The organism is Chitiniphilus eburneus (assembly GCF_005048205.1).
Lineage (GTDB): Bacteria > Pseudomonadota > Gammaproteobacteria > Burkholderiales > Chitinibacteraceae > Chitiniphilus > Chitiniphilus eburneus.
Window position 1 is genome coordinate 1 of sequence record NZ_SUMF01000037.1, and the last position, 23509, is coordinate 23509.

Annotated in this window: 25 protein-coding genes and 1 riboswitch; of the genes, 15 read left to right on the forward strand and 10 right to left on the reverse strand. The window is 64.8% G+C overall.

What is annotated here, in order from left to right; genetic code table 11:
* The 5 genes from odhB to FAZ21_RS18100 all read left to right on the forward strand — a co-directional run.
* The coding region (gene odhB, locus FAZ21_RS18080) for a 2-oxoglutarate dehydrogenase complex dihydrolipoyllysine-residue succinyltransferase (RefSeq protein ID WP_136774835.1) at positions 1-882 on the forward strand (882 nt) is incomplete at its 5' end.
* 161 nt (positions 883-1043) lie between these two features.
* The gene (gene lpdA, locus FAZ21_RS18085) at positions 1044-2477 is read left to right on the forward strand and encodes a dihydrolipoyl dehydrogenase (RefSeq protein ID WP_136774836.1); all 1434 of its coding nucleotides are present in this window, start codon (positions 1044-1046) and stop codon (positions 2475-2477) included.
* Positions 2478-2555: 78 nt separating this feature from the next.
* Positions 2556-3725, forward strand: coding sequence for an ADP-forming succinate--CoA ligase subunit beta (gene sucC / locus FAZ21_RS18090; protein WP_136774837.1), 1170 nt, complete (start codon positions 2556-2558; stop codon positions 3723-3725).
* A gap of 146 nt (positions 3726-3871) precedes the next feature.
* Complete coding sequence (gene sucD, locus FAZ21_RS18095) at positions 3872-4759, forward strand: succinate--CoA ligase subunit alpha (RefSeq protein WP_136774838.1); 888 nt, start codon at positions 3872-3874, stop codon at positions 4757-4759.
* Positions 4760-5160: 401 nt separating this feature from the next.
* Positions 5161-5331: riboswitch (yybP-ykoY riboswitch) on the forward strand.
* Between the two features lie 98 nt (positions 5332-5429).
* Positions 5430-6434, forward strand: coding sequence for a sodium:calcium antiporter (locus tag FAZ21_RS18100; protein WP_136774862.1), 1005 nt, complete (start codon positions 5430-5432; stop codon positions 6432-6434).
* Positions 6435-6460: 26 nt separating this feature from the next.
* Here the strand turns inward: FAZ21_RS18100 and FAZ21_RS18105 are convergent, their stop codons facing one another.
* From FAZ21_RS18105 to FAZ21_RS18120, 4 genes are all read right to left on the reverse strand, one after another.
* Positions 6461-6976: a DNA-deoxyinosine glycosylase gene (locus tag FAZ21_RS18105; protein ID WP_136774839.1), complete on the reverse strand. Its 516-nt coding sequence runs from the start codon at positions 6974-6976 to the stop codon at positions 6461-6463.
* Between the two features lie 21 nt (positions 6977-6997).
* Positions 6998-8803, reverse strand: a complete 1806-nt coding sequence (locus FAZ21_RS18110) for a methyl-accepting chemotaxis protein (protein ID WP_169307485.1) — start codon at positions 8801-8803, stop codon at positions 6998-7000.
* Between the two features lie 196 nt (positions 8804-8999).
* Positions 9000-9413: a hypothetical protein gene (locus FAZ21_RS18115; protein ID WP_136774841.1), complete on the reverse strand. Its 414-nt coding sequence runs from the start codon at positions 9411-9413 to the stop codon at positions 9000-9002.
* Between the two features lie 17 nt (positions 9414-9430).
* The gene (locus FAZ21_RS18120; protein WP_136774842.1) at positions 9431-9880 is read right to left on the reverse strand and encodes an acyl-CoA thioesterase; all 450 of its coding nucleotides are present in this window, start codon (positions 9878-9880) and stop codon (positions 9431-9433) included.
* A 137-nt stretch (positions 9881-10017) separates the two neighbouring features.
* On the opposite strand from FAZ21_RS18120, the gene FAZ21_RS18125 reads away from it, so the two are divergent.
* Both FAZ21_RS18125 and FAZ21_RS18130 read left to right on the forward strand, forming a co-directional pair.
* Positions 10018-10473 (forward strand): universal stress protein, encoded by a 456-nt coding sequence (locus FAZ21_RS18125; RefSeq protein ID WP_136774843.1) that lies wholly within the window; start codon positions 10018-10020, stop codon positions 10471-10473.
* On the forward strand, positions 10463-11332 hold the full coding sequence (locus FAZ21_RS18130; protein WP_169307486.1) for a radical SAM protein: 870 nt from the start codon (positions 10463-10465) through the stop codon (positions 11330-11332). Before FAZ21_RS18125 ends, FAZ21_RS18130 begins: the two co-directional genes overlap by 11 nt.
* Positions 11333-11335: 3 nt before the next feature.
* Here FAZ21_RS18130 and FAZ21_RS18135 read toward each other — a convergent pair whose 3' ends face one another.
* Positions 11336-11662: a helix-turn-helix domain-containing protein gene (locus FAZ21_RS18135; RefSeq protein WP_373279546.1), complete on the reverse strand. Its 327-nt coding sequence runs from the start codon at positions 11660-11662 to the stop codon at positions 11336-11338.
* Between the two features lie 168 nt (positions 11663-11830).
* Between FAZ21_RS18135 and FAZ21_RS18140 the strand changes: the two genes are divergently transcribed.
* Positions 11831-12625, forward strand: a complete 795-nt coding sequence (locus FAZ21_RS18140; RefSeq protein ID WP_246038778.1) for a ferritin-like domain-containing protein — start codon at positions 11831-11833, stop codon at positions 12623-12625.
* A gap of 10 nt (positions 12626-12635) precedes the next feature.
* Here FAZ21_RS18140 and FAZ21_RS18145 read toward each other — a convergent pair whose 3' ends face one another.
* The 3 genes from FAZ21_RS18145 to FAZ21_RS18155 all read right to left on the reverse strand — a co-directional run bounded on the left by FAZ21_RS18145 (position 12636) and on the right by FAZ21_RS18155 (position 14199).
* Positions 12636-12914, reverse strand: coding sequence for a barstar family protein (locus tag FAZ21_RS18145; RefSeq protein WP_136774844.1), 279 nt, complete (start codon positions 12912-12914; stop codon positions 12636-12638).
* Positions 12915-12919: 5 nt separating this feature from the next.
* Positions 12920-13354, reverse strand: coding sequence for a ribonuclease domain-containing protein (locus FAZ21_RS18150; RefSeq protein WP_136774845.1), 435 nt, complete (start codon positions 13352-13354; stop codon positions 12920-12922).
* Between the two features lie 68 nt (positions 13355-13422).
* Entirely contained in the window at positions 13423-14199 is a 777-nt protein-coding gene (locus tag FAZ21_RS18155; protein WP_136774846.1) for a helix-turn-helix transcriptional regulator, read from the reverse strand.
* Between the two features lie 133 nt (positions 14200-14332).
* Between FAZ21_RS18155 and leuC the strand changes: the two genes are divergently transcribed.
* The 5 genes from leuC to leuB all read left to right on the forward strand — a co-directional run bounded on the left by leuC (position 14333) and on the right by leuB (position 18511).
* Entirely contained in the window at positions 14333-15742 is a 1410-nt protein-coding gene (gene leuC, locus FAZ21_RS18160) for a 3-isopropylmalate dehydratase large subunit (protein WP_136774847.1), read from the forward strand.
* A gap of 19 nt (positions 15743-15761) precedes the next feature.
* Entirely contained in the window at positions 15762-15893 is a 132-nt protein-coding gene (locus tag FAZ21_RS18165) for an entericidin A/B family lipoprotein (RefSeq protein ID WP_211243521.1), read from the forward strand.
* Positions 15894-15895: 2 nt separating this feature from the next.
* The gene (leuD, locus tag FAZ21_RS18170; protein ID WP_136774848.1) at positions 15896-16534 is read left to right on the forward strand and encodes a 3-isopropylmalate dehydratase small subunit; all 639 of its coding nucleotides are present in this window, start codon (positions 15896-15898) and stop codon (positions 16532-16534) included.
* A gap of 114 nt (positions 16535-16648) precedes the next feature.
* A complete protein-coding gene (gene nagB / locus FAZ21_RS18175) occupies positions 16649-17380 on the forward strand; it encodes a glucosamine-6-phosphate deaminase (protein ID WP_136774849.1) in 732 nt (243 codons plus the stop codon).
* Positions 17381-17446: 66 nt separating this feature from the next.
* The gene (gene leuB / locus FAZ21_RS18180; RefSeq protein ID WP_136774850.1) at positions 17447-18511 is read left to right on the forward strand and encodes a 3-isopropylmalate dehydrogenase; all 1065 of its coding nucleotides are present in this window, start codon (positions 17447-17449) and stop codon (positions 18509-18511) included.
* 239 nt (positions 18512-18750) lie between these two features.
* Here the strand turns inward: leuB and lysA are convergent, their stop codons facing one another.
* The gene (gene lysA, locus FAZ21_RS18185; RefSeq protein WP_136774851.1) at positions 18751-19986 is read right to left on the reverse strand and encodes a diaminopimelate decarboxylase; all 1236 of its coding nucleotides are present in this window, start codon (positions 19984-19986) and stop codon (positions 18751-18753) included.
* A 128-nt stretch (positions 19987-20114) separates the two neighbouring features.
* Between lysA and FAZ21_RS18190 the strand changes: the two genes are divergently transcribed.
* Together FAZ21_RS18190 and FAZ21_RS18195 are read left to right on the forward strand one after the other, a co-directional pair.
* Positions 20115-20999 (forward strand): LysR family transcriptional regulator ArgP, encoded by an 885-nt coding sequence (locus FAZ21_RS18190; protein WP_169307487.1) that lies wholly within the window; start codon positions 20115-20117, stop codon positions 20997-20999.
* 18 nt (positions 21000-21017) lie between these two features.
* On the forward strand, positions 21018-21968 hold the full coding sequence (locus FAZ21_RS18195; RefSeq protein WP_136774853.1) for a D-2-hydroxyacid dehydrogenase: 951 nt from the start codon (positions 21018-21020) through the stop codon (positions 21966-21968).
* A gap of 719 nt (positions 21969-22687) precedes the next feature.
* Here the strand turns inward: FAZ21_RS18195 and FAZ21_RS18200 are convergent.
* On the reverse strand, positions 22688-23431 hold the full coding sequence (locus FAZ21_RS18200; protein WP_136774854.1) for an SDR family oxidoreductase: 744 nt from the start codon (positions 23429-23431) through the stop codon (positions 22688-22690).
* Positions 23432-23509 lie beyond the last annotated feature (78 nt).

Sequence of the window (23509 nt, forward strand, 5' to 3'; positions counted from 1 at the left end):
TACGGCACCGCCGTGCTGCCGGCCGCGCGCAAGCTCGCCGCCGACAACAACGTGGACACCAGCAAGGTGGAAGGGACCGGCCGTGGTGGCCGCGTGCTGAAGGAAGACGTGCAGAACGCCATGGCCGGCGGCGCCAAGGCGGCCCCGGCTCCGGCCGCCGCCGTGGCTGTCGATCCGTCCGGCCGCCCGGAACAGCGCGTGCCGATGAGCCGCCTGCGCCAGCGCGTGGCCGAGCGCCTGCTGCAATCGCAACAGACCAACGCCATCCTGACGACCTTCAACGAAATCAACATGAAGCCGTTGATGGACCTGCGCAACAAGTACAAGGATCGCTTCGAGAAGGAACACGGCGTGAAGCTGGGCTTCATGGGTTTCTTCGTGAAGGCGGCCGTGCACGCGCTGAAGAAGTACCCGATCGTCAACGCGTCGGTGGATGGTAACGACATCGTCTACCACGGCTATTTCGACATCGGCGTGGCCGTGGGCAGCCCGCGTGGCCTGGTGGTGCCGGTAATCCGCAACGCCGACCAGCTGAGCCTGGCCGACATCGAGAAGACCATCGCCGATTTTGGCAAGCGCGCGCAGGAAGGCAAGCTGGGGATCGAGGAACTCACTGGTGGCACCTACACCATCTCCAATGGCGGCACTTTCGGCTCGATGATGTCCACCCCCATCATCAACCCGCCGCAATCGGCGATCCTGGGCATGCACGCCACCAAGGAGCGCGCAGTGGTCGAGAACGGCGAGATCGTGGTGCGCCCGATGATGTACCTGGCCCAGTCCTACGATCACCGCATCATCGACGGCCGCGAAGCGGTGCTGTCGCTGGTGGCGATCAAGGAAGCGATCGAAGACCCGGCGCGCCTGCTGCTGGATCTGTGATTGAGAAGAGGGAAGGGTGAAGGGGGAAGGGTGAGGATCACCCCGGCTTTCACCACATTCTCTCGAAGCGCGTCATTCAAGTGATAGGGGAAAGCGGGCAGGGTAAGGGTCGTGCACTCTTCTCCCTTCCCTCTTCCCCCTTCCCATAAGGGTTAAAACCAATGTCCCAACAATTCGACGTCATCGTCATCGGCGCCGGCCCCGGCGGTTATGTCGCGGCGATCCGGGCGGCGCAGCTCGGCTTCAAGACCGCCTGCATCGACGAATTCAAGAGCAAGGAAGGCAAGCCCAGCCTGGGCGGCACCTGCCTGAACGTGGGCTGCATTCCTTCCAAGGCGCTGCTCGAATCCTCCGAGAACTGGGAGCGCATCGAGCACAAGTTCGCCGCGCACGGCATCACGGTGGAAGGCGCCAGGTTCGATATCAAGAAGATGCTGGAACGCAAGGATGGCATCGTCGACAAGCTCACCGGCGGCATCGGCTTCCTGTTCAAGAAGAACAAGGTCACCAGCCTGTTCGGCCACGGCAAGCTGCTGTCGAACAAGGATGGCCGCTGGCAGGTGGAAGTGGCGGGCGCCGATTCGACCGAGGTGGTCGAAGCCACGCACGTCATCCTGGCCACCGGTTCCGTGCCGCGCGCGCTGCCGGACCTGCCGTTCGACAACAAGCTCATCCTGGACAACGAAGGCGCGCTGTCGATCCCCGAAGTGCCGAAGAAGCTGGGCGTGATCGGCGCCGGCGTGATCGGCCTGGAAATGGGCTCGGTCTGGAAGCGCCTGGGCGCCGACGTCACCATCCTGGAAGCCGCGCCCGGCTTCCTGCTGGCCGCCGACGAAGCCATTGCCAAGGAAGCCCAGAAGATCTTCACCAAGGACCTGGGGCTGAAGATCAATACCGGTATCAAGATCGCCGCGATCAAGCCGGGCAAGAGCAACGTCAAGGTCACGTACACCGACAGCGAAGGCAAGGACATCAACGAAACCTTCGACAAGCTGATCGTCGCCGTGGGCCGTCAACCCAATACCTGGCAACTGGCCGCCGACGGCGTGCAACTGCCGCTGGACGAGCGCGGTTTCGTCGTGGTGGACGGCAATTGCCGCACCGCCTTGCCCAACCTGTGGGCGGTCGGCGACGTGGTACGTGGCCCGATGCTGGCGCACAAGGCGTCGGAGGAAGGCGTGGCGGTGGCCGAGCGTATCGCCGGCCAGCACCCGCACATCGACTTCAACACCGTGCCCTGGGTGATCTACACCAGCCCGGAAATGGCCTGGGTCGGCAAGACCGAGCAGCAGTTGAAGAAGGAAGGCGTCGAGTACCGCAAGGGCCAGTTTCCGTTCGGCCCGAACGGCCGCGCGCTGGGTCTGGGCGAGGTCGCCGGCTTCGTCAAGATGCTGGCCGACGCCAAGACCGACCGCATCCTGGGCGTGCACATCATCGGCCCGTTCGCGTCGGAACTGATCGCCGAGGCGGTGGTGGCGATGGAATTCAATGCGTCGTCGGAAGACATCGCCCGTATCGTCCACGCGCACCCGTCGCTGTCCGAATCGCTGCACGAAGCGGCGCTGGGCGTCGACAAGCGCAGTCTCCACTCTTAATGGCGTGAGGCGTTGAAGTGCGCCGGGCCGGTGTCCGCGCGCTTCGCCTTACCCCCAACTCCTCACCAAGGAACATCCATGAATTTGCATGAGTATCAAGCCAAGGAACTGCTGGCCAAGTACGGCCTGCCGGTGCAACGCGGCATCCTGGCCAACAGCGCCGAAGAAGCCGCCGCCGCCTACGACCAGCTCGGCGGCAAGTTCGCCGTGGTCAAGGCGCAGGTGCATGCCGGCGGTCGCGGCAAGGCCGGTGGCGTGAAGGTGGTGAAGAGCCGCGAGGAGGCCTTTGATGTCGCCAAGTCGCTGATCGGCACCAACCTGGTGACCTACCAGACCGACGCGGCCGGCCAGCCGGTGCACTCGGTGCTGGTGTGCGAGGACATGTACCCGGTGCAGCGCGAGCTGTACCTGGGCGCCGTGGTGGATCGCGGCAGCCAGCGCATCGTGTTCATGGTGTCGACCGAAGGCGGTGTCGAGATCGAGAAGGTCGCCGAGGAAACCCCGGAAAAGATCATCAAGGTGGAAGTGAACCCGCTGGTCGGCATGCAGCCGTTCCAGGCGCGCGACGCCGCCTTTGCCCTGGGCCTGGTCGGCGACCAGCTCAAGACCTTCGAAAAGCTGATGCTGGGTGCGTACAAGGCGTTCGTCGAGAACGACTTCGCCCTGTTCGAAGTGAACCCGCTGGCGCTGCGCGAAAACGGCCAGCTTGCCTGCGTGGACGGCAAGATCAACCTGGATTCCAACGCCCTGTACCGTCACCCGGAACTGCTGGCCCAGCGCGACAAGAGCCAGGAAAACGAGCGTGAAGTGAAGGCTTCCGAGTTCGACCTGAACTACGTGGCGCTGGAAGGCAACATCGGCTGCATGGTGAACGGCGCCGGCCTGGCGATGGCCACCATGGACATCATCAAGCTCAAGGGCGGCCAGCCGGCCAACTTCCTGGACGTCGGCGGCGGCGCCACCAAGGAGCGCGTGATCGAGGCATTCAAGCTGATCCTGGCCGACACCTCGGTCAAGGGCGTGCTGATCAACATCTTCGGCGGTATCGTGCGCTGCGACATGATCGCCGAGGCCATCATCGCCGCCGTCAAGGAAGTGAACGTGACCGTGCCGGTCGTGGTTCGTCTGGAAGGCAACAACGCCGAACTGGGCGCCAAGATCCTGGATGAATCGGGCCTCAAGCTGACTTCGGCCCAAGGCCTGAACGACGCGGCCGAGAAGATCGTCGCAGCCGTGGCTGCCCTGTAGGCATGTGAGGAGCGAGGCGTTGGGCGTGAGGGGTAAACCCGCTGCCAACGCCCGTCCTGGCACCCTTTGAGATGAACAGGTGGTGCGGTGTGCGCATGGGGGCTTGCCCTTCATGTCTCACACCTCACCCCTCACAAGGAAATATCATGAGCGTTCTCGTCAACAAAGATACGAAAGTGCTGGTGCAGGGTTTCACCGGCAAGAACGGCACCTTCCACGCCGAGCAGGCGCTGAAGGTCGGTACCAAGGTGGTCGGCGGCGTGACCCCGGGCAAGGGCGGTGCCGAGCACCTGGGCCTGCCGGTGTTCAATACCATGAAGGATGCCGTGCGCCAGACCCAGGCCGATGCTTCGGTAATCTACGTGCCGGCAGCCTTCGCCAAGGATTCGATCCTGGAAGCAGTGGAATCCGGCGTGAAGCTGATCGTCTGCATTACCGAAGGCGTGCCGACCATCGACATGCTGTACGTGAAGAAGGCCGTGGACGAAGCCGGCATCCGCCTGATCGGCCCGAACTGCCCCGGCGTGATCACCCCGGGCGAGTGCAAGATCGGCATCATGCCGTGGCATATCCACAACCCCGGCCGCATCGGTATCGTGTCGCGTTCCGGCACGCTGACCTATGAAGCCGTGGCGCAGACCACCGCGCTGGGCCTGGGTCAATCGACCTGCATCGGCATTGGCGGCGACCCGATCCCCGGCACCAGCCACATCGACGCGCTCAAGCTGTTCCAGGACGATCCGGACACCGACGCCATCGTGATGATCGGCGAAATCGGCGGCACCGCCGAGGAAGAAGCGGCCGAGTTCGCCAAGGGCTATGTGACCAAGCCGGTGGTGGGCTACATCGCTGGCGTGACCGCGCCCAAGGGCAAGCGCATGGGCCACGCCGGCGCCATCATCTCCGGCGGCAAGGGCACGGCCGAAGAGAAGTTCAAGGCCTTCGAGCGCGCGGGCATCGCCTATACCCGCAGCCCGGCCGAGATCGGCAAGACCATGTTCGAACTGCTGCAAAGCAAGGGCATGATCAAGTAAGCGGTGTTCGCACCAGCAAAAGCGCCACCTGCGGGTGGCGTTTTTCATGGGCACCAGGGCGAATCGACCTTCAAACGTGGGTGCGAAGGAGGAAGGCCGGATGCAGGGCAAGGCGTGCCGAGCGAAGTGGGGTGATCCCCACGAGCGAGGCACAACGCAGCCATGCGCCCGGCCTTCCTTCCTTCCCTGCGGGTTGGTCCGTGGGCCGGTGTCTGCTTTGTCGCACGGCTTGCAGAGAGGAAGGCTCTCTGCGGCGCCGCGCTTCGCGCAGCCATCCGGCCCACGGACCAACGCATCCCATGTTTGAAGGTCGATTCGCCCTGGATGGAAGTCAGGCCCGCTGGGGTTCAGCGGCGGGGGCTGGCGTTCCTTGGTTTCCGGGCAAGGCATTGCTACAATCGGCCCCTGTCACTGGGGAGTAGCCTTCCTCTGCCCAGGAGGAGAGCGTGTCAACACACTTGGCTTCGGCCATGGCACGTTCGGCCCATGCGGGCTTGGCGAGACCATTGGCGCATGCGCTGTCCAAGGCCGGGCGGGCGCGTGCGTCATGGATTCGTCAACGCCCGGCCATGGAGCAACCCGTGCATTCCTCGCATCGCACCATCCCGTCTCGCCCTCCCTGTTGCCGTGCCTCGCAACCGCCGCGTGCCATGTGGCCGGGGGATGCGACATGAGCGGACTCGTCCTCGAACTCCTCGTCATGCTGATCGTCATCCTGCTGGCGGCGGAGCTGTTCACCAATGCGCTCGAACATCTTGGCGAACGCCTGAACATCTCGGAAGGGGTGACCGGCTCGCTGTTTGCCGCCATCGGCACGGCGCTGCCGGAAACCAGCGTGCCATTGCTGGCGCTGACCTCCGGCACGGCCGCCTCGGTCAATGAGGAAATCGGTGTCGGCGCGATCCTGGGCGCGCCGCTCATGCTGGCCACGCTTTCTACCTTCCTGATGATGCTGGCGGCGCTGCGCCAACGCAAGCTGGGCGGGCACATTGCGCCGGAGCGGACCGGCTTCCAGCGCGACATGAATTTTTTCCTGGTCGCATTTGGCCTGGCCGCCGCGGCCATGTTCGTTCCTCACCACGCCTGGTATATCCGCGCCGCCTTCAGTGTCGGTCTGGTTGGGCTGTACATCGGCTATGTGGTCATGACATTCCGGGCCTCCGAAAACCTTGTGGCCGAGGGGCATGGCACCGAAGCGCCCGGCCGGATGATGCTGTCGCGGCTGGGGTTGCCGACGAACCTTGCCACCATCGCCCTGCAACTGGTCGGCGCGGTGGCGCTGCTGGTGGCCGGGGCAAAAGGGTTCATCCACGGCGTGGAAGGCGTATCGAAAATCCTGGGCATTTCCGCGCTGTTGCTGTCGCTGCTCATCATCCCGATTGCCACCGAGCTTCCCGAGAAGGTGAACAGCATCCTCTGGATACGGCGGGGCAAGGATACGCTGGCGTTCGGGAACATCACCGGCGCAATGGTGTTTCAGGGAACGCTGCTGCCCGCGATCGGCATCATGCTGACGCCGTGGGAGCCACGCGTCGAAGTCCTGACCGGGGTGGCCATCACGCTGATCGCTGCCGCGTGGTTGCGCCTGAATTCGCGGTCCGGCGGGGTTCCGATCTGGGCCCTGTTCGCCAATGGCGCGCTCTACGCCCTCTACCTGGGCGTCACGCTATCCTGAGCCGGGCGCACCGTCGCGGCCGACCCTCAGCTTTTGGCAGCCTGGGCCAGCCAGGGTGTCAGGGCGCGCCACGCTTCGATCTTGTCCGCCAGCTTGAGGGTATGGGCCGGGCTGGTGGAGGGCAGGGCCAGCGTGGCGATGCCGGCCGGCACTTGCGGCAGGCCCAGGCGGGCGGCGGTGCCGCCGTTGAACGCCACCGCGCGCAAGGCTGGCAGGTCGGCCAGCAACGCGGGCAGGCGGTTGGCTTCGATGCGGCGCAGGCGGGTATCGAGGCTGCCTTGCCGCTCGGCGCGGCCGATCACGTCCCACAGGCCGACGCCGTGGGCCAGCAGCGTTGCATAGCGTTGCGACCAGTCCTCGTCGAAGCGGGCCGGTAGCAGGGCCGCCATGATCGGCCAGAATGCGTTGCGCGGATGCGCGTAGTAGGCCTGGGCCGACAGTGATGCGTCGCCGGGCAGGCTGCCCAGCACCAGGACGCGGACGTTGCGGTCCACGATGGGAGGCAATCCCTGCTTGGTGGGGGACGGATCGGGAAACGGCATGCGTGGATGGGCTGCCCTGGCTCAGTGGCCGCTTTTCTGGATCAGCGCGCTGGCATCGAACCCCAGGCGCAAGCCGCCCCAGGCACGGCCGTTGACCACGATGGGCAGATCCAGCTCGGTCATGATCTCGCCGGTGTCGCGCAGATAGGTTTGCAGCAGGAAGCGCTGGTTGATCTGTGCGGCGCGCAGGCCGGCCGGGTCGTTGAACAGGCGCTTGTCGCGGCTGTTGACCAGATCGACCGCGGGGTCGCCCGTCGGTGGCTTGGAGTACCAGCTATTGTGCGTGGCGCCATAGCCCTTGCTGTCGACTGCCAGCGAGAACTTGCCGCCGGTGCTTTCCTTGACCAGCCGGTCGTACAGCGGTTGCAGCTCGCGCTCGAATTCGGCGTCGTAGCTGGTCTTGTACTTTTGCGGCTTGGTTCCCGGAATGGGGCGGTACTGCTGGTCGAAGATGTTCACGCCCCGGCCCGCCATGGCTTCCAGCTTGAGCTGGATGTCGTCGCGGTAGCGGCTGGTGCGCTGGATGATGGCGTCTAGTTCTCCCTGCCCGACGATGTAGCGCCCCATCATCTCCTGCACCCGCTCGGCGGCGCGCGACAGATCCTGCGACGATTGCGCCGAGCGCGTCATCCGTTCGTTCACCGCCAGCGAAAGCTGGTGGATTTCCGAAACGTTGGCGTTGACCATGTGATTGGCCTCGGTGAACGTTTCCAGCGTGCCTGCGATGTTCGACAGGGCGCTGCTGGTGTTCTCGAAATCCGCCATCATCTTGGCGAACTGGCCCGATGCCTTTTCCACCACTTCGTGGGTCAGTTTGGCATCGTGCGTGATCAATTCGGTTTCGTTCAGGGTCTCGGCCACCTGGCCCAACATGCTGTCGATATCGCGGGAGATTTCGTCGGTGGCGTCGCCCACTTTTTCCGCCAGCTTGCGCACCTCGTCGGCCACCACCGCGAAGCCACGGCCCGCTTCGCCGGCGCGGGCGGCCTCGATGGCCGCGTTCAACGCCAGCAGGTTGGTCTGGCCGGAAATCTCGCGGATCAGATCGACGATGCTCTTGATGCTGGCCGAGCGCTGGTTCAGGCCATCCACCGTGCTGTTGAAGTTCTCGATCTTGGCGGTGATCGCGTTGATGCGGCTAGTGACATCCTGCAACTCGGCATACGAGCCCCGGGCAAGGTCCAGGTTCTGCGCGGTGGTGCTGGAAATATCCTGCGTACGGTGCGAGACGTCGTTGATCCCGCTGGTGGTGGTGTCGCTGGCATCGACCACCTTCTGGGCCAACTGATCCTGCTGCTGGGTCGAGGTGGCCGAATCCTTGATGTTCTTCATCGACTTGGCCGCCTCCAGCGCGATGCCGACCGTCATGGCCTGCACGTCGGAGATGATGTCGCGTTGCTTGGCCAGGAACCGGTTGCAGGTGCTGGCCAGCTCGCCGATCTCGTCGCTGGTGATGACGGGGATATCGCTGGACAGATCGCCCTCGCCGCTGGCCGCCAGCCGGAACACGTCGGTAAAGCGCTCGACCGGGCGCTTGACCCAGTAGTTGAAGTACACCATCTGGATGGTGATCATCACGATGCTCGCCAGCACCAGCAGCCAGCCCCAGATTCGGTATTCGGCAATGACCGCGGTCAGGCGGGCGATCGCGCCGGCATCCAGCTTCAGCGCCTGGCCGACCTCGGCGAGTTGCGCCTGGGCGAGGTAGCTCAGCGCGACGAGTAGCAGTGGCGGCAGCGCCAGTAGATAAAGGAAGGCAAACTTGCGCGCTAAGGTGGGCAGCAGCGCCCGTTCAAGGCTGACGTGAAAATCGTTCATCCATCCCATGGCACGCTCCCCGGCGGTGTTGCTTCGAATTGAAGCGACTGTGGCGCGATGCACGATCCACCCCGAAAGCGCAGACCGCCCATGGTCCTGGGCCGTCGCTGGCCGATACGCGGCCGGCGACATCCAGGCCCACCCGGCCGTCGTTTAACGACCGCCGGGTGCGTCAACCACTTTTTTATTTATCTAGTTGCTTTGTTCAGGATGCGAATGCGGCATGCAGGTCTTCCAGGCGCAGATGCCAGTAGGCCAGCATGTGGCGGAAGACCGCCAGTTCCACTTCGCTGAAATCATGATCCGATTTGGCCAGGTCCAGCGCAATGGCGGCGACGGCCAGGCGCTTCTTGGGATCGTCCACGGTGTCGAACAGGGCTTCGATGCGCTCGCGGTCCACCAGGCGGATGGTGCCGTTTTCGTCGGCCTCGTCGGAGACATCGTTGCAGTAGTCCTGTAGCACCTGGATGAAGCCCTTGCGGGAAATCCCCAGTGCCTCATAGACGCGCAGATGCTCCAGTTCCTCCATCTCCTCGGGTGCGAAGCTGCCGTCGCAGATCATTTGCAGGACGAGGATGCGAGCCATGGCCTCGGGGCTGTTGTTTGCATATTTCTTCATGGTTTTTCCTTGATGTTCTATCGGGACGCTGCGCTGGTGCCCGAAGACTGCGTGGATTTCAGGGATTGCGGAACCGGTACGACCTTGCGGCTATGGTAATCGAAAAATACGCAGGAGGTACTTGCCGTTGCCACCAGTCTGGCGGTGGCCACCTCACGCACCGCATAGCGTAGCGCGACAGCCACCCGGGTGTATTCCGCGACGCCGACGTCGATCGCCAGTTGCTCGCCGAGAAAGGCCTCGCTGGCGAAGCAGACGGCCAGGTCGCCCAGGATGATGCCGGGGTGCCCGTCAGCGCCGGTTTCGCTCAGGCCATGGCTGGCCAGCCAGCCCAGGCGGGCTTCCTGCAACAGGGTCAGCAAGGCGTGATTGGCCAGGTGCCCGCCATAGTTCAGGTCGCTGGCGCGTACCTGAAGCGTGACGCTGTATTCGACGTGGGCGGGTGGTTCGATCTTGATTCTGGGCATGGCGGGCAGGGTGGGAAAGAAGGAAAGTGTAGCTATCCTAACGCTTCATGCCGCGCTGGCTACTGCGGAAAATCCGGTGGCGGGGGGCGGGGGCGCTTCTGCTAGACTTAACGACAGTCATGTCCAGGGAGAATGCCATGTATCAACGGATCCTCGTACCAGTCGACGATAGCGAGACCAGTGCGGCGGCGGTGCGCGAAGCCACCCGTTTCGCCTGCGAGCAGAAGGCGGTGATCCGCCTGGTCCACGTGATCGATCTGGCGCAATTTGCCTGGAGCGCCAACGAATTCCTCGATGTGCCGCAATTGCAGGAGGCATTGCGCAAATCCGGCAGGCAGTTGCTGGAGCGGCATGCCGAAGCGTTGCGCGAGGCGGGGCTCAATCCCGAGCAGGATCTGCTCGAGGCATGGGGCGGCAACATGGCGCAGACCATCGTCGATGAGGCCAATAAATGGAAGGCCGAGTTGATCGCCATGGGCACTCACGGCTTCGGTGGGCTGACCCACCTGTTGCTGGGCAGTGTGGCCGAGGGCGTCATGCGGGCGACCACGGTGCCCATCCTGTTGGTGCGAACGCCGAACAATGCCAAATGATGTCCAGTCCGCCCGCGTGCTGCGGGTGGACGATCACGCGCGCGATGCCGCGGGTTTCACCTATGTCTACCCCGTGGTTTCGCGGCGTGCCGGTGGCGTTTCCGTCGGCATCAACCTGAATCCCAACAACGCCTGTAACTGGCGCTGCGTCTATTGCCAGGTGCCCTCCCTGACCCGGGGCGGCCCGCCCCCCATTGATCTGGCACAACTCGAGCACGAGCTGGACACGATGTTGCACGACATCGTCGAGGGCGATTTCATGGCGACGCGCGTGCCGGAGGCGGCGCGTCGGTTGAACGACGTGGCGTTCTCGGGCAATGGCGAGCCGACGATGAGCCCGGAGTTCCCCGACGCCGTGGCGCGCATGCGCGGGCTGCTGGCGCGGTATGATCTGCTGGGCCGTATCAAGGTGGTCGTCATCACCAATGGCAGCCAGATGTATCGCGAGCGGGTGCAACAGGCGCTGGGCGTGCTGCGGGACATGAACGGCGAAGTCTGGTTCAAGCTGGACCGCGCGCCGCGCGATGGGTATTCGGAAGTGAACCAGGTCCAGCTCAACCGTCAGGCGGTGTCGCGGCATCTGGCCGCCGCGGCGCGCAACTGCCGCACCTGGTTGCAGACCTGTATGTTCATGCGGGAAGGAAAACTGCCGGATGACGCGGAAATCCAGGCGTATCTGGATTTCGTGTCGGAGCAGATGGCGAACGGCGTGAAGCTGGAAGGGGTGTTGCTCTACGGCCTGGCGCGGCCCTCGATGCAGATCGAAGCGCCCTTGCTGGCGGCGGCCCCCGGGGACTGGATGCAATCGGTCGCCGACCGGATCGCCGCGCTGGGGCTGGCGGTCCGGCTCAGCGCTTGAAACTCAGCGAGCGTAAGCGGTGCCGCTCAGGATGCGCTTGTCTGCCGGCTGGGCCTGCTCGCGGGCGGCCGCCTTCAGCGTTTCGTAAAGCTCCGGCTTGGTCTTGCGCAGGTATTCCAGCACGCGCATATCCTCGCGGCTGAGGTCGGCCAGGTCGATCTGCTCGATGTGGACCACGCGCAGCAGTTCCCGAACCGGCTTGGGCATGGTGCGGCCGCTTTCATAACGCGAACCACCACTCTGGGTGACACCGATGCGACCCCAGAATTGCTGCTGGTTCAGGCCGAGGCGGCGGCGGATCTCGCGAGGATTGAGGATTTCGTCAGACATGTAGATTGCTCCCGAACAACGACTGCCAGTGGATGAAATCGGACGCATGTCCCGGGTACTGGCAGTGCTATGCCGCCATCTTATCGATCCACCTCTTTGAATCCCACGTGACTATTGCCACGGCAAATTCGTCAAGAATCCTCGTTTTTCATGGGAACTGAAACCAGATTGACCACTCCGCACGATTTGCGTGGCGGCGCTTTCATGGCGCTGTGCGAGATGCAGCCCGAATTGAAAGTGATGGCCGTCGATGCGCTGAATGACAGCTTGCCGATCATGCCGACGATCGCCGCCGTGCGGTTGCCTGTCCCGGGCCGTCCCGCCCGTCCCGAACTGGTGGCCCCACACGCGCTCATCCAGCGAAATCTCTCGACTCCAGCGGGGCGGGCGGCGCTATTGCATGCCATTGCGCATATCGAATTCAATGCCATCAATCTTGCACTGGATGCGATCTATCGATTCGACGATATGCCACTAGCCTATTACCGGGATTGGGTGCAAGTGGCCCGGGAGGAGGCATTGCATTTCACGCTGGTGGTGGCGCAGCTTGCGCGGTACGGATATGGCTACGGGGATTTCCCCGCGCACAATGGGCTATGGGATATGGCGCTGCGCACGGATCACGATGTGATGGCGCGCATGGCGCTGGTACCGCGCATCCTGGAGGCGCGCGGCCTGGACGTGACGCCCGGCATCCGCGCCAAGCTGGCGCAGCAGGGGGATACCGCCGCCTGCGAGGTACTGGACGTGATCCTGCGCGACGAAATCGGGCATGTCCGGATCGGCAATCGCTGGTATCGCCATTGCTGCGAGGCACGGGGGCTCGATCCGGTTGCCACCTTCGTGCAACTGCTGCGCGATACCGCGACCCCTACGTTCAAGGGGCCGCTCAATCACGCCGCGCGCAGGGAGGCGGGCTTCACCGACGAGGAACTGCTGCTGATCGCGTCGCTCAACGACTGAGCGCGGGGCCTCAGGCCAGCCGCACTTCCAGATCGCTGCGCTCGCCGGCCACCTCGTTCAGTACGCCGAGCAGGTTGTCGAACTGGTCCTGGCCGAGCAGCGGCAGCGATTGCAGACAGCCGCGCCAGGTGATCACCACCGGGCCGGCCACGCTGCCGGACAGCACATCGTGCAGCGCATCCAGGTTGCGGCCGAAATCGGCGGGGAGTTCCAGTTGGCGGGCAAACTGATCGTAGACATCGTTCAGGTTGCGGATTTGTTGCAGTACGACGTGTGTGGGTTCGGTCATGATGGCTACGGCTCGCAGGCCGGAATCTCGTTGAAGGTCTGGTAATGGTCGGTGGTCACGAACCGCCGCCCGTGCGCCTCATACACCAGGCGCTTTGCTCCGCGCTTGCCGCCCTGGTAATCCAGGTCCGCTTCGCGATAATCCCCCTTGGGCAAGCGCCGTTCGCGATTGCCGAAGCGATCGCCACCGATGGAATGGTGCGGCAGGACCTGCCACAAGTCGTGCCCGGGTCGCCAGCCGGCCCGCTGTGCCTGCTGCTTGGTCACGAAGTTCGCCGGTAGCCGGCCTTCGCGACTCAAGGCCGTCAGGATATCGCCCAGTGCTTTCGCGTCCAGTCGCTGCTGGCGCGCAACCGTCTCCGCAAGCTGCCGGCAATGGCCGCTGGCGGCCACCGGGGCCGACAGACAGGCGAGCAGCAAGGCAAACAACCATCCGCGCATGGCGATATCCCAAGGGGGTAAACCCGCATTCTGCCAGCGTGGCGGGCGTGTCGCATGTGAAAGGGCAGTCAGACCACCGGCGTGAGCATCACCAGCTTGATCTCGTCGTGATCGACCAGGCGGAACGTCACCTGCTGGAACGACAGGTGGCCGCGCGTGGGGTGGTGAAAGCCCCGCAGCCCGCCCTGGCGCTCCAGGACATCGTGCCGCCGCCAGTATTCCGCGAACTCCGGGCTTTCGGCCGCCAGCCTGGCGACGAATGCCTCCAGCCCCGGGTCGTCCAGGCTGGCGCGGCTGTCGGCGCGGAACTCCGCCGCCAGCCGCCGCGCGCGCGCTTCCCAGTCCTCCACCAGGTCACGGGCGCCGGTGGCGAGAAACACGTACTCCAGCAGATTGTGGGGGCCTGGTGCATCGAGCCAGCCGACGAACAATGCCTGCGCGGCCTGATTGAAGGCCAGCACTTCCCAGTAACGGCCGAGGACATAGGCGGGGGCGGCAATGTCGGTGAGCAACTGCGCCAGCAGGGCCGCCGGCAGTGCGGGGTCGGCCGGCGGCGGGCTGGTGTCGCGTCGTCCGGCCAGTTCGAACAGATAGGCGCGCTGCGTGCGGTCCATGCGCAAGGCCCGCGCCAGGCGATCGAGCGCATCGCCGGAAACATTGATGTCGCGCCCCTGTTCGATCCAGGCGTACCAGGTCGGGCTGATGTCGGCCAGTTGCGCCACTTCCTCGCGCCGCAGGCCTTGGGTGCGCCGACGGCTGCCGGCCGGAAAGCCGAATGCGGCGGGGATGCATTTGCTGCGAAGCATGGCGAGGAAATCCCCCAGTTCCTTGCGGCGGATGGACATGGCGCTCCCGGATTTATCCTGTTAGTGGGTAGTATTTATACCAGTATAACCGCTGGTATTGTATGCTTCGACCAATCCGCCTAATCTCGCGTCATCGGCACGTTGGCCGTGCCCGCATCGAATGGAACCCAGCATGAAAGCGCAGACGCTGTACGACAAATTGTGGCAATCGCATGTCGTCCGGGAAGAAGAGGACGGCACCTGTCTGATCTATATCGATCGCCATCTGGTACACGAAGTGACCAGCCCGCAGGCGTTCGAAGGCTTGCGGCTGGCGCAGCGTCAGCCGTGGCGCAACCATTCCATCGTGGCGACGGCCGACCACAACACGCCGACCGATCACTGGGACGAAGGCATCAAGGACCCGATCAGCCGGCAGCAGGTGGAAACGCTCGACGCCAACATCAAGGCGTTCGGCGCGCTGGCCTATTTTCCGTTCAAGGACCTGCGCCAGGGCATCGTGCACGTGGTCGGCCCGGAAAACGGCGCCACGCTGCCCGGCATGACCGTGGTCTGCGGCGACAGCCATACCTCGACCCATGGCGCATTCGGCGCGCTGGCACATGGTATCGGCACCTCCGAAGTCGAACATGTCATGGCCACACAGACGCTGGTGGCCAAGCAATCGAAGGCCATGCTGGTCAAGGTGGAAGGCCAGCTCGGCCGCGGCGTGACCGCCAAGGATGTGGCGCTGGCCATCATCGGCCGAATCGGCACCGCCGGCGGCACGGGCTACGCGGTGGAGTTCGGCGGCAGCGCGATCCGCTCGCTGTCGATGGAAGGCCGCATGACGTTGTGCAATATGGCGATCGAGGCCGGCGCCCGCGCGGGCATGGTGGCGGTGGACCAGATCACCATCGACTACGTGAAGGGTCGCCCGTTCGCGCCCACCGGCGCCACCTGGGATCAGGCGGTCGCCTATTGGCGCACCCTGGTCAGCGACGAAGGCGCGGTGTTCGACAATGTGGTGGAACTGCGCGCCGAAGACATCGAGCCGCAGGTGACCTGGGGCACCTCGCCCGAGCAGGTGGTGTCCGTCGGTGCGCGGGTACCCAATCCGGCCAACGAGGCCGATCCGGTCAAGAAGGGCAGCGCCGAGCGCGCCTTGCAGTACATGGGCCTGTCGGCCGACACCCCGATCAGCCAGATCGCCATCGACAAGGTTTTCATCGGCTCCTGTACCAACAGCCGGATCGAAGACCTGCGTGCCGCCGCCGCCATCGCGCGCGGGCGCACCAAGGCCGGTAATGTGAAGCTCGCCATGGTGGTGCCGGGGTCGGGGCTGGTAAAAGCCCAGGCAGAGGCGGAAGGCCTGGACAAGATCTTCATCGCGGCCGGCTTCGAATGGCGCGAGCCGGGATGCTCGATGTGCCTGGCGATGAACGCGGACCGGCTGGAGCCGGGCGAGCGCTGCGCGTCCACCTCCAACCGCAATTTCGAAGGTCGGCAAGGGCAGGGCGGGCGTACCCACCTGGTCAGCCCCGAGATGGCCGCCGCGGCCGCCATCGCCGGCCATTTCGTCGATGTACGCACATTCGCTTAACGATCAAGGAGAGTCGCTGATGAAATCGATCCTGTTGGTCCTCGTGACCATCGCCGCCCTGGGGTCATTGTCTGCCTGTAACACCGTGCATGGGTTCGGCAAGGACGTCCAGAAGCTGGGCGACAAGATCGAAGGCGCGGCGCAGAAATAGCCATGAAACCATTTACCCAGATCAACGGCCTCGTCTGCCCGCTCGACCGGGCCAATGTCGATACCGACGCCATCATTCCCAAGCAGTTCCTCAAGTCGATCAAGCGCTCGGGGTTCGGCCCCAACCTGTTCGACGAGTGGCGCTATCTCGATCACGGCGAGCCGGGCATGGACAACAGTGTCCGCCCGACCAACCCGGATTTCGTGCTCAACTTTCCGCGTTTCCGTGGCGCCGAAGTGCTGCTGGCGCGCGAGAACTTCGGCTGCGGTTCCAGCCGCGAACATGCGCCCTGGGCGATCGAGGATTACGGTTTTCGTGCGTTGATCGCGCCGAGTTTTGCAGATATCTTCTTCAACAACTGCTTCAAGAACGGCCTGCTGCCCATCGTGCAGCCGGCCGAGGTCGTGGACCAGTTGTTCAGCGAAGCCGCGCAAAGCGAAGGTTATCGCCTGAGTATCGATCTTCAGGCGCAGACGGTCACCACACCTTCGGGTCAGTCGTTCCCGTTCGAGATCACCGCCCACCGCAAGCACTGCCTGCTCAACGGGCTGGATGAAATCGGCCTGACGCTGGCGCACGCCGACGAGATTCGCGCGTTCGAAGCAGCGCACCAGCAACGCCAGCCCTGGCTTTTCGTCTGATTTCGCGGGCTTGAAACGCCGTCATCCTTGGGCAAGGTCAACAGGCCTTGCCGGATGCGATTTATACTTATAGGGTTAATTTCACTTACCAGCCTGAAAAGCGTAGAGAACCTCATGATCCTGCATAAATTCAAGAACCAGGCCGATCTCGACCGTGCCGCCGCTGACCTGATCATCTCCGTTGTCCGTTCCAAGACCAATGCCGTGCTCGGCATGGCCACCGGTGGTACGCCGGTGGGGTTGTACAAGGAAATCGTCAAGACTTACCAGCAGGGTCTGATCAGCTTCAAGGAGGCGCGCACCTTCAACCTGGACGAATACGTGGGCCTGCCGGTGACGCACCCGGAAAGCTACCGCGCCTTCATGCAGCGCAACCTGTTCGATCACATCGACATCAAGCCCGAGAACACCCACGTGCCCAACGGCAACGCGCCGGACGTCGATGCCGAATGCCGTCGCTACGACGAAATGCTGTACCAGCAAGGCCCGGTGGACCTGCAACTGCTGGGTATCGGCCACAACGGCCACATCGGCTTCAACGAGCCGGATACCGAGCTGTCGCGTTTCACCTACAAGGTCACGCTGAAGGAAGACACCCGCGAAGCCAACAAGCGCTTCTTCAACACCCTGGAAGAAGTGCCGACCCACGCCGTGACCATGGGCATGGGCACCATCATGCAGGCCAAGATGATCCTGCTGGTGGTCAAGGGCCAGGAAAAGGCCGAGATCCTCGACCGCACCCTGAACGGCCCGATCACCACCCAGGTGCCGGCATCGCTGCTGCAAACCCACCCGCGCGTCATCGTGATGACCGACTGCGATGTGCAGTACAAGGTTTCGCACTGATCCCACGCGGTTGAAACCCGACCCAAACCCCAGCCGGGGTTTGGGTTTTTATTTGGACTCAAGAAGATGAAGATTCTCGTTCTCCCTGGTGATGGCATCGGTCCCGAAATCGTTGCGCAAGCGAAGAAAGTGCTGGCCACGCTGCAATCGGACGGCCTGAAGATCGAGCTGGAAGAAGCCCCGCTGGGCGGCGCCGGCTACGACGCCCATGGCGCGCCGTACCCCGAAGTGACGCAAAAGCTGGCGCGCGCTGCCGATGCCGTGCTGCTGGGCGCCGTGGGCGGCCCGCAGTACGACAAGCTGGATCGCCCGCTGCGCCCCGAGCGCGGCCTGCTGGCCATCCGCAAGGACCTGAACCTGTTCGCCAACCTGCGCCCGGCCATCCTCTACCCGGAACTGGCCAATGCCTCCACGCTCAAGCCCGAGGTCGTCAGTGGCCTGGACATCCTGATCGTGCGCGAGCTGACCGGCGACATCTACTTCGGCCAGCCGCGTGGCGTGCGCATCAACGAAGCAGGCGAACGCGAAGGCTTCAACACCATGCTGTACAGCGAATCCGAGATTCGCCGCATCGGCCACGTGGCGTTCCAGGCCGCGCGAAAGCGCAACAAGAAGCTGTGCTCGGTGGACAAGGCCAACGTGCTGGAAACGACCGAGTTCTGGAAGGAAATCATGATCGACGTCGCTCGCGATTACCCGGACGTCGAACTCAGCCACATGTACGTCGACAATGCCGCCATGCAACTGGTGCGCAACCCCAAGCAATTCGACGTGATGGTGACCGGCAACATCTTCGGCGACATCCTGTCGGACGAAGCCTCGATGCTGACCGGCTCCATCGGCATGCTGCCGTCGGCCTCGCTGGACGCCAACAACAAGGGTCTGTACGAGCCGAGCCACGGTTCCGCGCCGGACATCGCCGGCAAGGACCTGGCCAACCCGCTTGCCACGATCCTGTCGGTCGCGATGATGCTGCGCTACAGCTTCAACGCCGAAGAGACCGCCACCCGCGTGGAAAACGCGGTGAAGGCCGTGCTGGCCCAGGGCCTGCGCACCGCCGACATCTACGAAGCCGGCACCGAAAAGGTGAGCTGCTCGGCGATGGGCGATGCGGTGGTGGCGGCTCTTTGACCGTGCCTTGCGGTACTGGCAGCAATGGGTTGAGGGGATGCTGAATCTGGCCCCCGGCAAAGCCGGGCGCTCATCGGCTAGGAATGCCAGTACCGGCACTTCCTGATCGCTTCCACTCGCCCGCCCTCGCCGCCGCGAGGGAGCCTCGCTGCGCTCGATGAGCGTGCCGGGGGCTGCAAGAAAAACGCCGTTTCCTGTTGAGGGAAACGGCGTTTTTCATTGGTACCCGTACTGCCGCGCTATACCGCTTCCAGCGCCAGCAGTTCCGCCACCGTCTGCCGCCGCCGGATCAGGCGGGCCTGATCGCCGTCGAGCAGGATTTCCGGGATCAGCGGGCGGGTGTTGTAGTTGCTGGACATGCTGGCGCCATAGGCGCCGCCGTCGTGGAACACCACGAAGTCGCCCACCTCGGCGGCAGGCAGCTCGCGCGGCGCGACCACGCCGCCTTCCTCCTGGGTGAACACGTCGCCCGATTCGCACAGCGGGCCGGCCAGCACCGTCGGCCGGGTCGGGCCGTCCTTGACCGCGCCATCGGCGGTCAGCAGCGTCACCTCGTGGTGGCTGCCGTACATGGCCGGGCGCATCAGGTCGTTGAAGCCGGCGTCGCACAGCACGAAGTGGTTGTTGCCCACATCCTTCAGCGCGCGCACTTCGGCCACCAGCTTGCCCGACTCCGCCACCAGGAAACGGCCCGGTTCGATTTCCAGGTGCACCGGGTGGCCCAGGTGTGCCTCGATCTCCTTGCGGGCGTTGTCCCACAGGCTGAAATAGTGATCGGTGTCGATGCGCTCGCCGTCGGCGCGATACGGAATCGACAGCCCGCCGCCGGCCGAGATGGCGCGCAGATCGCGGCCGCTGGCCTTCACCTGCGCCACCATCGCATCGCACACTTCGGCCAGGTGGCCGTAATCGACGCCGGAGCCGATATGCATGTGCAGGCCCACCAGCTCCAGCCCGTAGCGCTCGATCAGCGCATAGGCTTCGTCCAGATGCGCGTACCAGATGCCGTGCTTGCTCTGCTCGCCGCCGGTGTTGGTCTTCTGGCTATGGCCATGGCCGAAGCCGGGGTTGATGCGCAGCCACACGCGGTGGCCCGGATGCGCCTGCCCCAGTTGCTCCAGCATCTGCGGGCTGCCCGCGTTGACGGGGATATCCAGCGCCACCACCCGCGCCAGCGTGGCGTGGTCCAGCAGGTCGGCGGTGAACACGATGCCGCTGTCGGCATCCTTCGCGTCGTAACCCGCCGCCAGCGCGCGCTCGATCTCGCCCAGCGATACCGAATCCACCTTCACGCCGGCTTCGCGCATCAGCGTGAGGATATGGATGTTGGAACATGCTTTCTGGGCAAAACGGATGGTGTCGAACTGGCGCAGTTGCGCAATCCGGGCGCGGATCACCGCGGCGTCGTACACCCAGGCCGGGGTGCCGTGCTGGCGGGCCAGCGCCACCAGTTGCGGGCCGTTGACGGGCTTCATGTCGGAATGCTTCCTCAGGATGGACTGGCACGTATTCAAGCAGAGCGCCCTGGCGTGGTAAAACGATGTTTTCTAATCCGCCATCAGCCCGGCTTATGGCGTTCCACCTTGAGCCTGCCCACCGATCCATGCTCGACTACAAATTGCTCGAAGCCCTTGAAATGGTTGCGCGCGCCGGTAGCTTCGATGCTGCCGCCAAGCGCATGCACCTGACGCAGTCGGCTGTTTCGCAGCGCATCCGCTTGCTGGAGGAACGCATCGGCGCGGTGCTGCTGGTGCGTGACATCCCGGTTCGCCCCACCCCGGCGGGCGAACGCCTGCTGGCGCACGTCAAACAGGTGCGCGAACTGGAAAACGACCTTGCGCGGCGGGTGGAGGGTGAGGGCGCGGGCTGGAACTCGTTGAGCGTCGGGGTGAATGCCGACAGCCTGGCCATCGGCCTGATCCCGGCGCTGGCACCGGTGCTGCGGGGGCACCGCATCCTGCTCGAATGCGTGGTGGACGACGAATCGTATACGCTCGATCTGCTCAAGGCAGGCGAAGTCAGTGGCTGCATCAGCACCCAGGCGCAGGCCGTGGCCGGGTGCGAAGTGGCGTCGCTGGGGGCGCTGGCCTACCTGTTCGTCGCCACGCCGGCCTTCGCTGGGCATTTCTTCGCCACCGGCGTCACGCGCGAGACGCTGACCCACGCGCCAGCCGCCGTTTACGGCCGCAAGCAGAGCCTGCACCGGCGCTGGCTGCGCGAAGCGCACGGGCTGGAAGAAGGCGCCTATCCCTGCCACGCCATTCCCGATTCCAGCGCGTTGTACGCCGCCGCGTGCGCCGGGGTCGCCTACGCCGTGGTGCCGCGCGCGCAGGCCGCGCCGCAACTGGCCGACGGCACCCTGGTGGCGCTGGGCGTGCCGCCGCTACCGGTGGCGTTGTTCTGGCACTACGCCACGCGGCAGAATGCCGCCGCCCAGGCGCTGACCGAAGCGATCCAGACCTTCGCCGCGCGGTTCGTCACCGCTTGATCCCATCCGGAAATCGCCATGTCCCAGCCCCAGATCGTCTTTCTCGACCGCGACACCCTGCCGGTACTCGTCCACCGCCCGGGCACGCCGCACCAGTGGATCGAATACCCGGCCAGCAGCGTTGCGCAGGCTGCGGAGCGGCTGGGCGCCGCCACGGTGGCGATCACCAACAAGGTACCGATCACCGCCGAAGTGCTGGCCGCCGCGCCATTGCTCAAGCTGGTGGCCGTGGCCGCCACCGGCTACAACATCGTCGATCTGGAGGCCTGCCGCGCGCGCGGCGTGGCGGTGTGCAATATCCGCGACTACGCCATCCACGGCGTGGCCGAGCACACGCTGTTGCTGATGCTGGCGTTATCGCGCCAGTTGCCCGCCTATCGCGCCGACGTGCTCGACGGCGCCTGGCAGCGCGCGCCCGGCTTCTGTCATTTCGGCGCCACCATGCACGACCTGGCCGGACGGCGGCTGTGCCTGATCGGCGCCGGCGCGCTGGGCCAGGCGACCGCGCACCTGGCGCGCGCCTTTGGCATGAACGTGTTCTTCGTCGAGCGGCGCGGCGCGGCGCAGGTGCGCGAGGGTTACCTGGATTTCGATACCGCGCTGGCCAGCGCCGATATCGTCAGCCTGCACTGCCCGCTGACCGACGACACCCGCCACCTGATCGACGCCGCTGCGCTGGCGCGGATGAAACCCGGCGCCCTGCTGATCAACACCGCGCGCGGTGGGCTGATCGACGAAGCGGCACTACTGGCCGCGCTGCAAGCCGGCCGACTGGGCGGCGCCGGGCTGGATGTGCTGCACGAAGAACCGCCGCGCCGGGGCAACCCGCTGCTGGACGTGTCATTGCCCCACCTGATCGTCACCCCGCACGTGGCCTGGGCCAGCCAGCAGACCATGCAGCGGCTCGCGGCCCAGTTGACCGAGAACATCGACGCCTTCCTCAAAGGCGAACCGCGCAACCTCGTTTGAGACAAAGGGCGAACCGCTGGCGGAAACCGGGCGCGCGCCGTCCCGATTCAACGGACCACGAAAGCCCCCCCAGAGCGCAGCGAAGCTCCCTCGCGGCGGCGAGGGCGGGGAGTGGAATCAATCAGGAAGCACCGTTGCTGGCATTCCTCCATGACGAGTGCCCATCTTGGTGGCGGCTTGCCATCACGGGCGGCATCGGACGATGAATGCGCCAACCCCGGAGCGCAGCGACGCTCCCTCGCGGCGGCGAGGGCGGGGGGAGTGGAATCAATCAGGAAGTACCGTTCCTGGCATTCCTCCATGACGAGTGCCCATCTTGGTGGCGGGCTTGCCATCACGGGCGGCATCGGACGATGAATGCGCCAACCCCGGAGCGCAGCGACGCTCCCTCGCGGCGGCGAGGGCGGGGGGAGTGGAATCAATCAGGAAGTACCGTTCCTGGCATTCCTCCATGACGAGTGCCCATCTTGGTGGCGGGCTTGCCATCACGGGCGGCATCGGACGATGAATGCGCCAACCCCGGAGCGCAGCGACGCTCCCTCGCGGCGGCGAGGGCGGGGGGAGTGGAATCAAACAAGTAGCGCCGATGTCTGCATACCTGACCTGCTGTGCGCCCGGCTTTGCCGGGGGCTTGCTGCTCCTGGGCATTTTGCAAAGCCTGCGATTTCCCCAAGGCGCGGCGGCGCGGCACCTGACGGTGATCAATTCAAACCGGCGCGCTAAGCCAGTCCCCCATTGGCCCGCAACACCTGCCCGTTCACCCAGCCCGCGTGCGGCCCGACCAGGAAGGACACCACCGACGCGATGTCGTCCGGCTGGCCCAGCCGTTGCAGCGGCGGCATTTTGGCGAAGTGCTCGATCTGCTCTTCGGTCTTGCCTTGCAGGAACAACTCGGTCGCCACCGGGCCCGGCGCCACCGCGTTCACCGTGATGTCGCGCCCGCGCAGTTCCTTGGCGAATACCTGCGTCATCGCCTCCACCGCCGCCTTGGACGCGTTGTAGATCGCGTAGCCCGGCAGTTTCAGCGCCAGCGCGGTGGTGGAAAAGTTGACGATGCGCCCACCGTGGTTCAGCCGCGTCGCGGCTTCGCGCAGGCCGTTGAAGGTGCCGCGCACATTCACGTCGAAGGTGCGCTGGTAGACCTCGTCACTGGCCTCGGCGATGGGCGCCACCTGCATCACGCCGGCGTTGTTCACCAGCACGTCCACCTTGCCCAGCCGCTGCTCGGTCGCATCGAACAAGGCGCGCATCGCGGCCGGATCGGCGATGTCGGCGCGCACGGCGATGGCACGGCCGCCGTCGGCTTCGATCCGCGCCACCAGTTGTTCGGCGTCGCTGGCGCTGGCGGCGTAGTTGACCACCACGGCAAAGCCGTCCCGCGCCAGGCGCTCGGCGATGGCGGCGCCGATGCCCCGCGAGGCACCGGTGACGATGGCAATTCTGGAGGAGAGAACGTCGTTCATGCTGCGCATCCGAAAAGAGGAAGTTGCAGCATGGGCGATTCCGGTGCCGCGCGCATTACCGGATTCACCCGAGGCGCG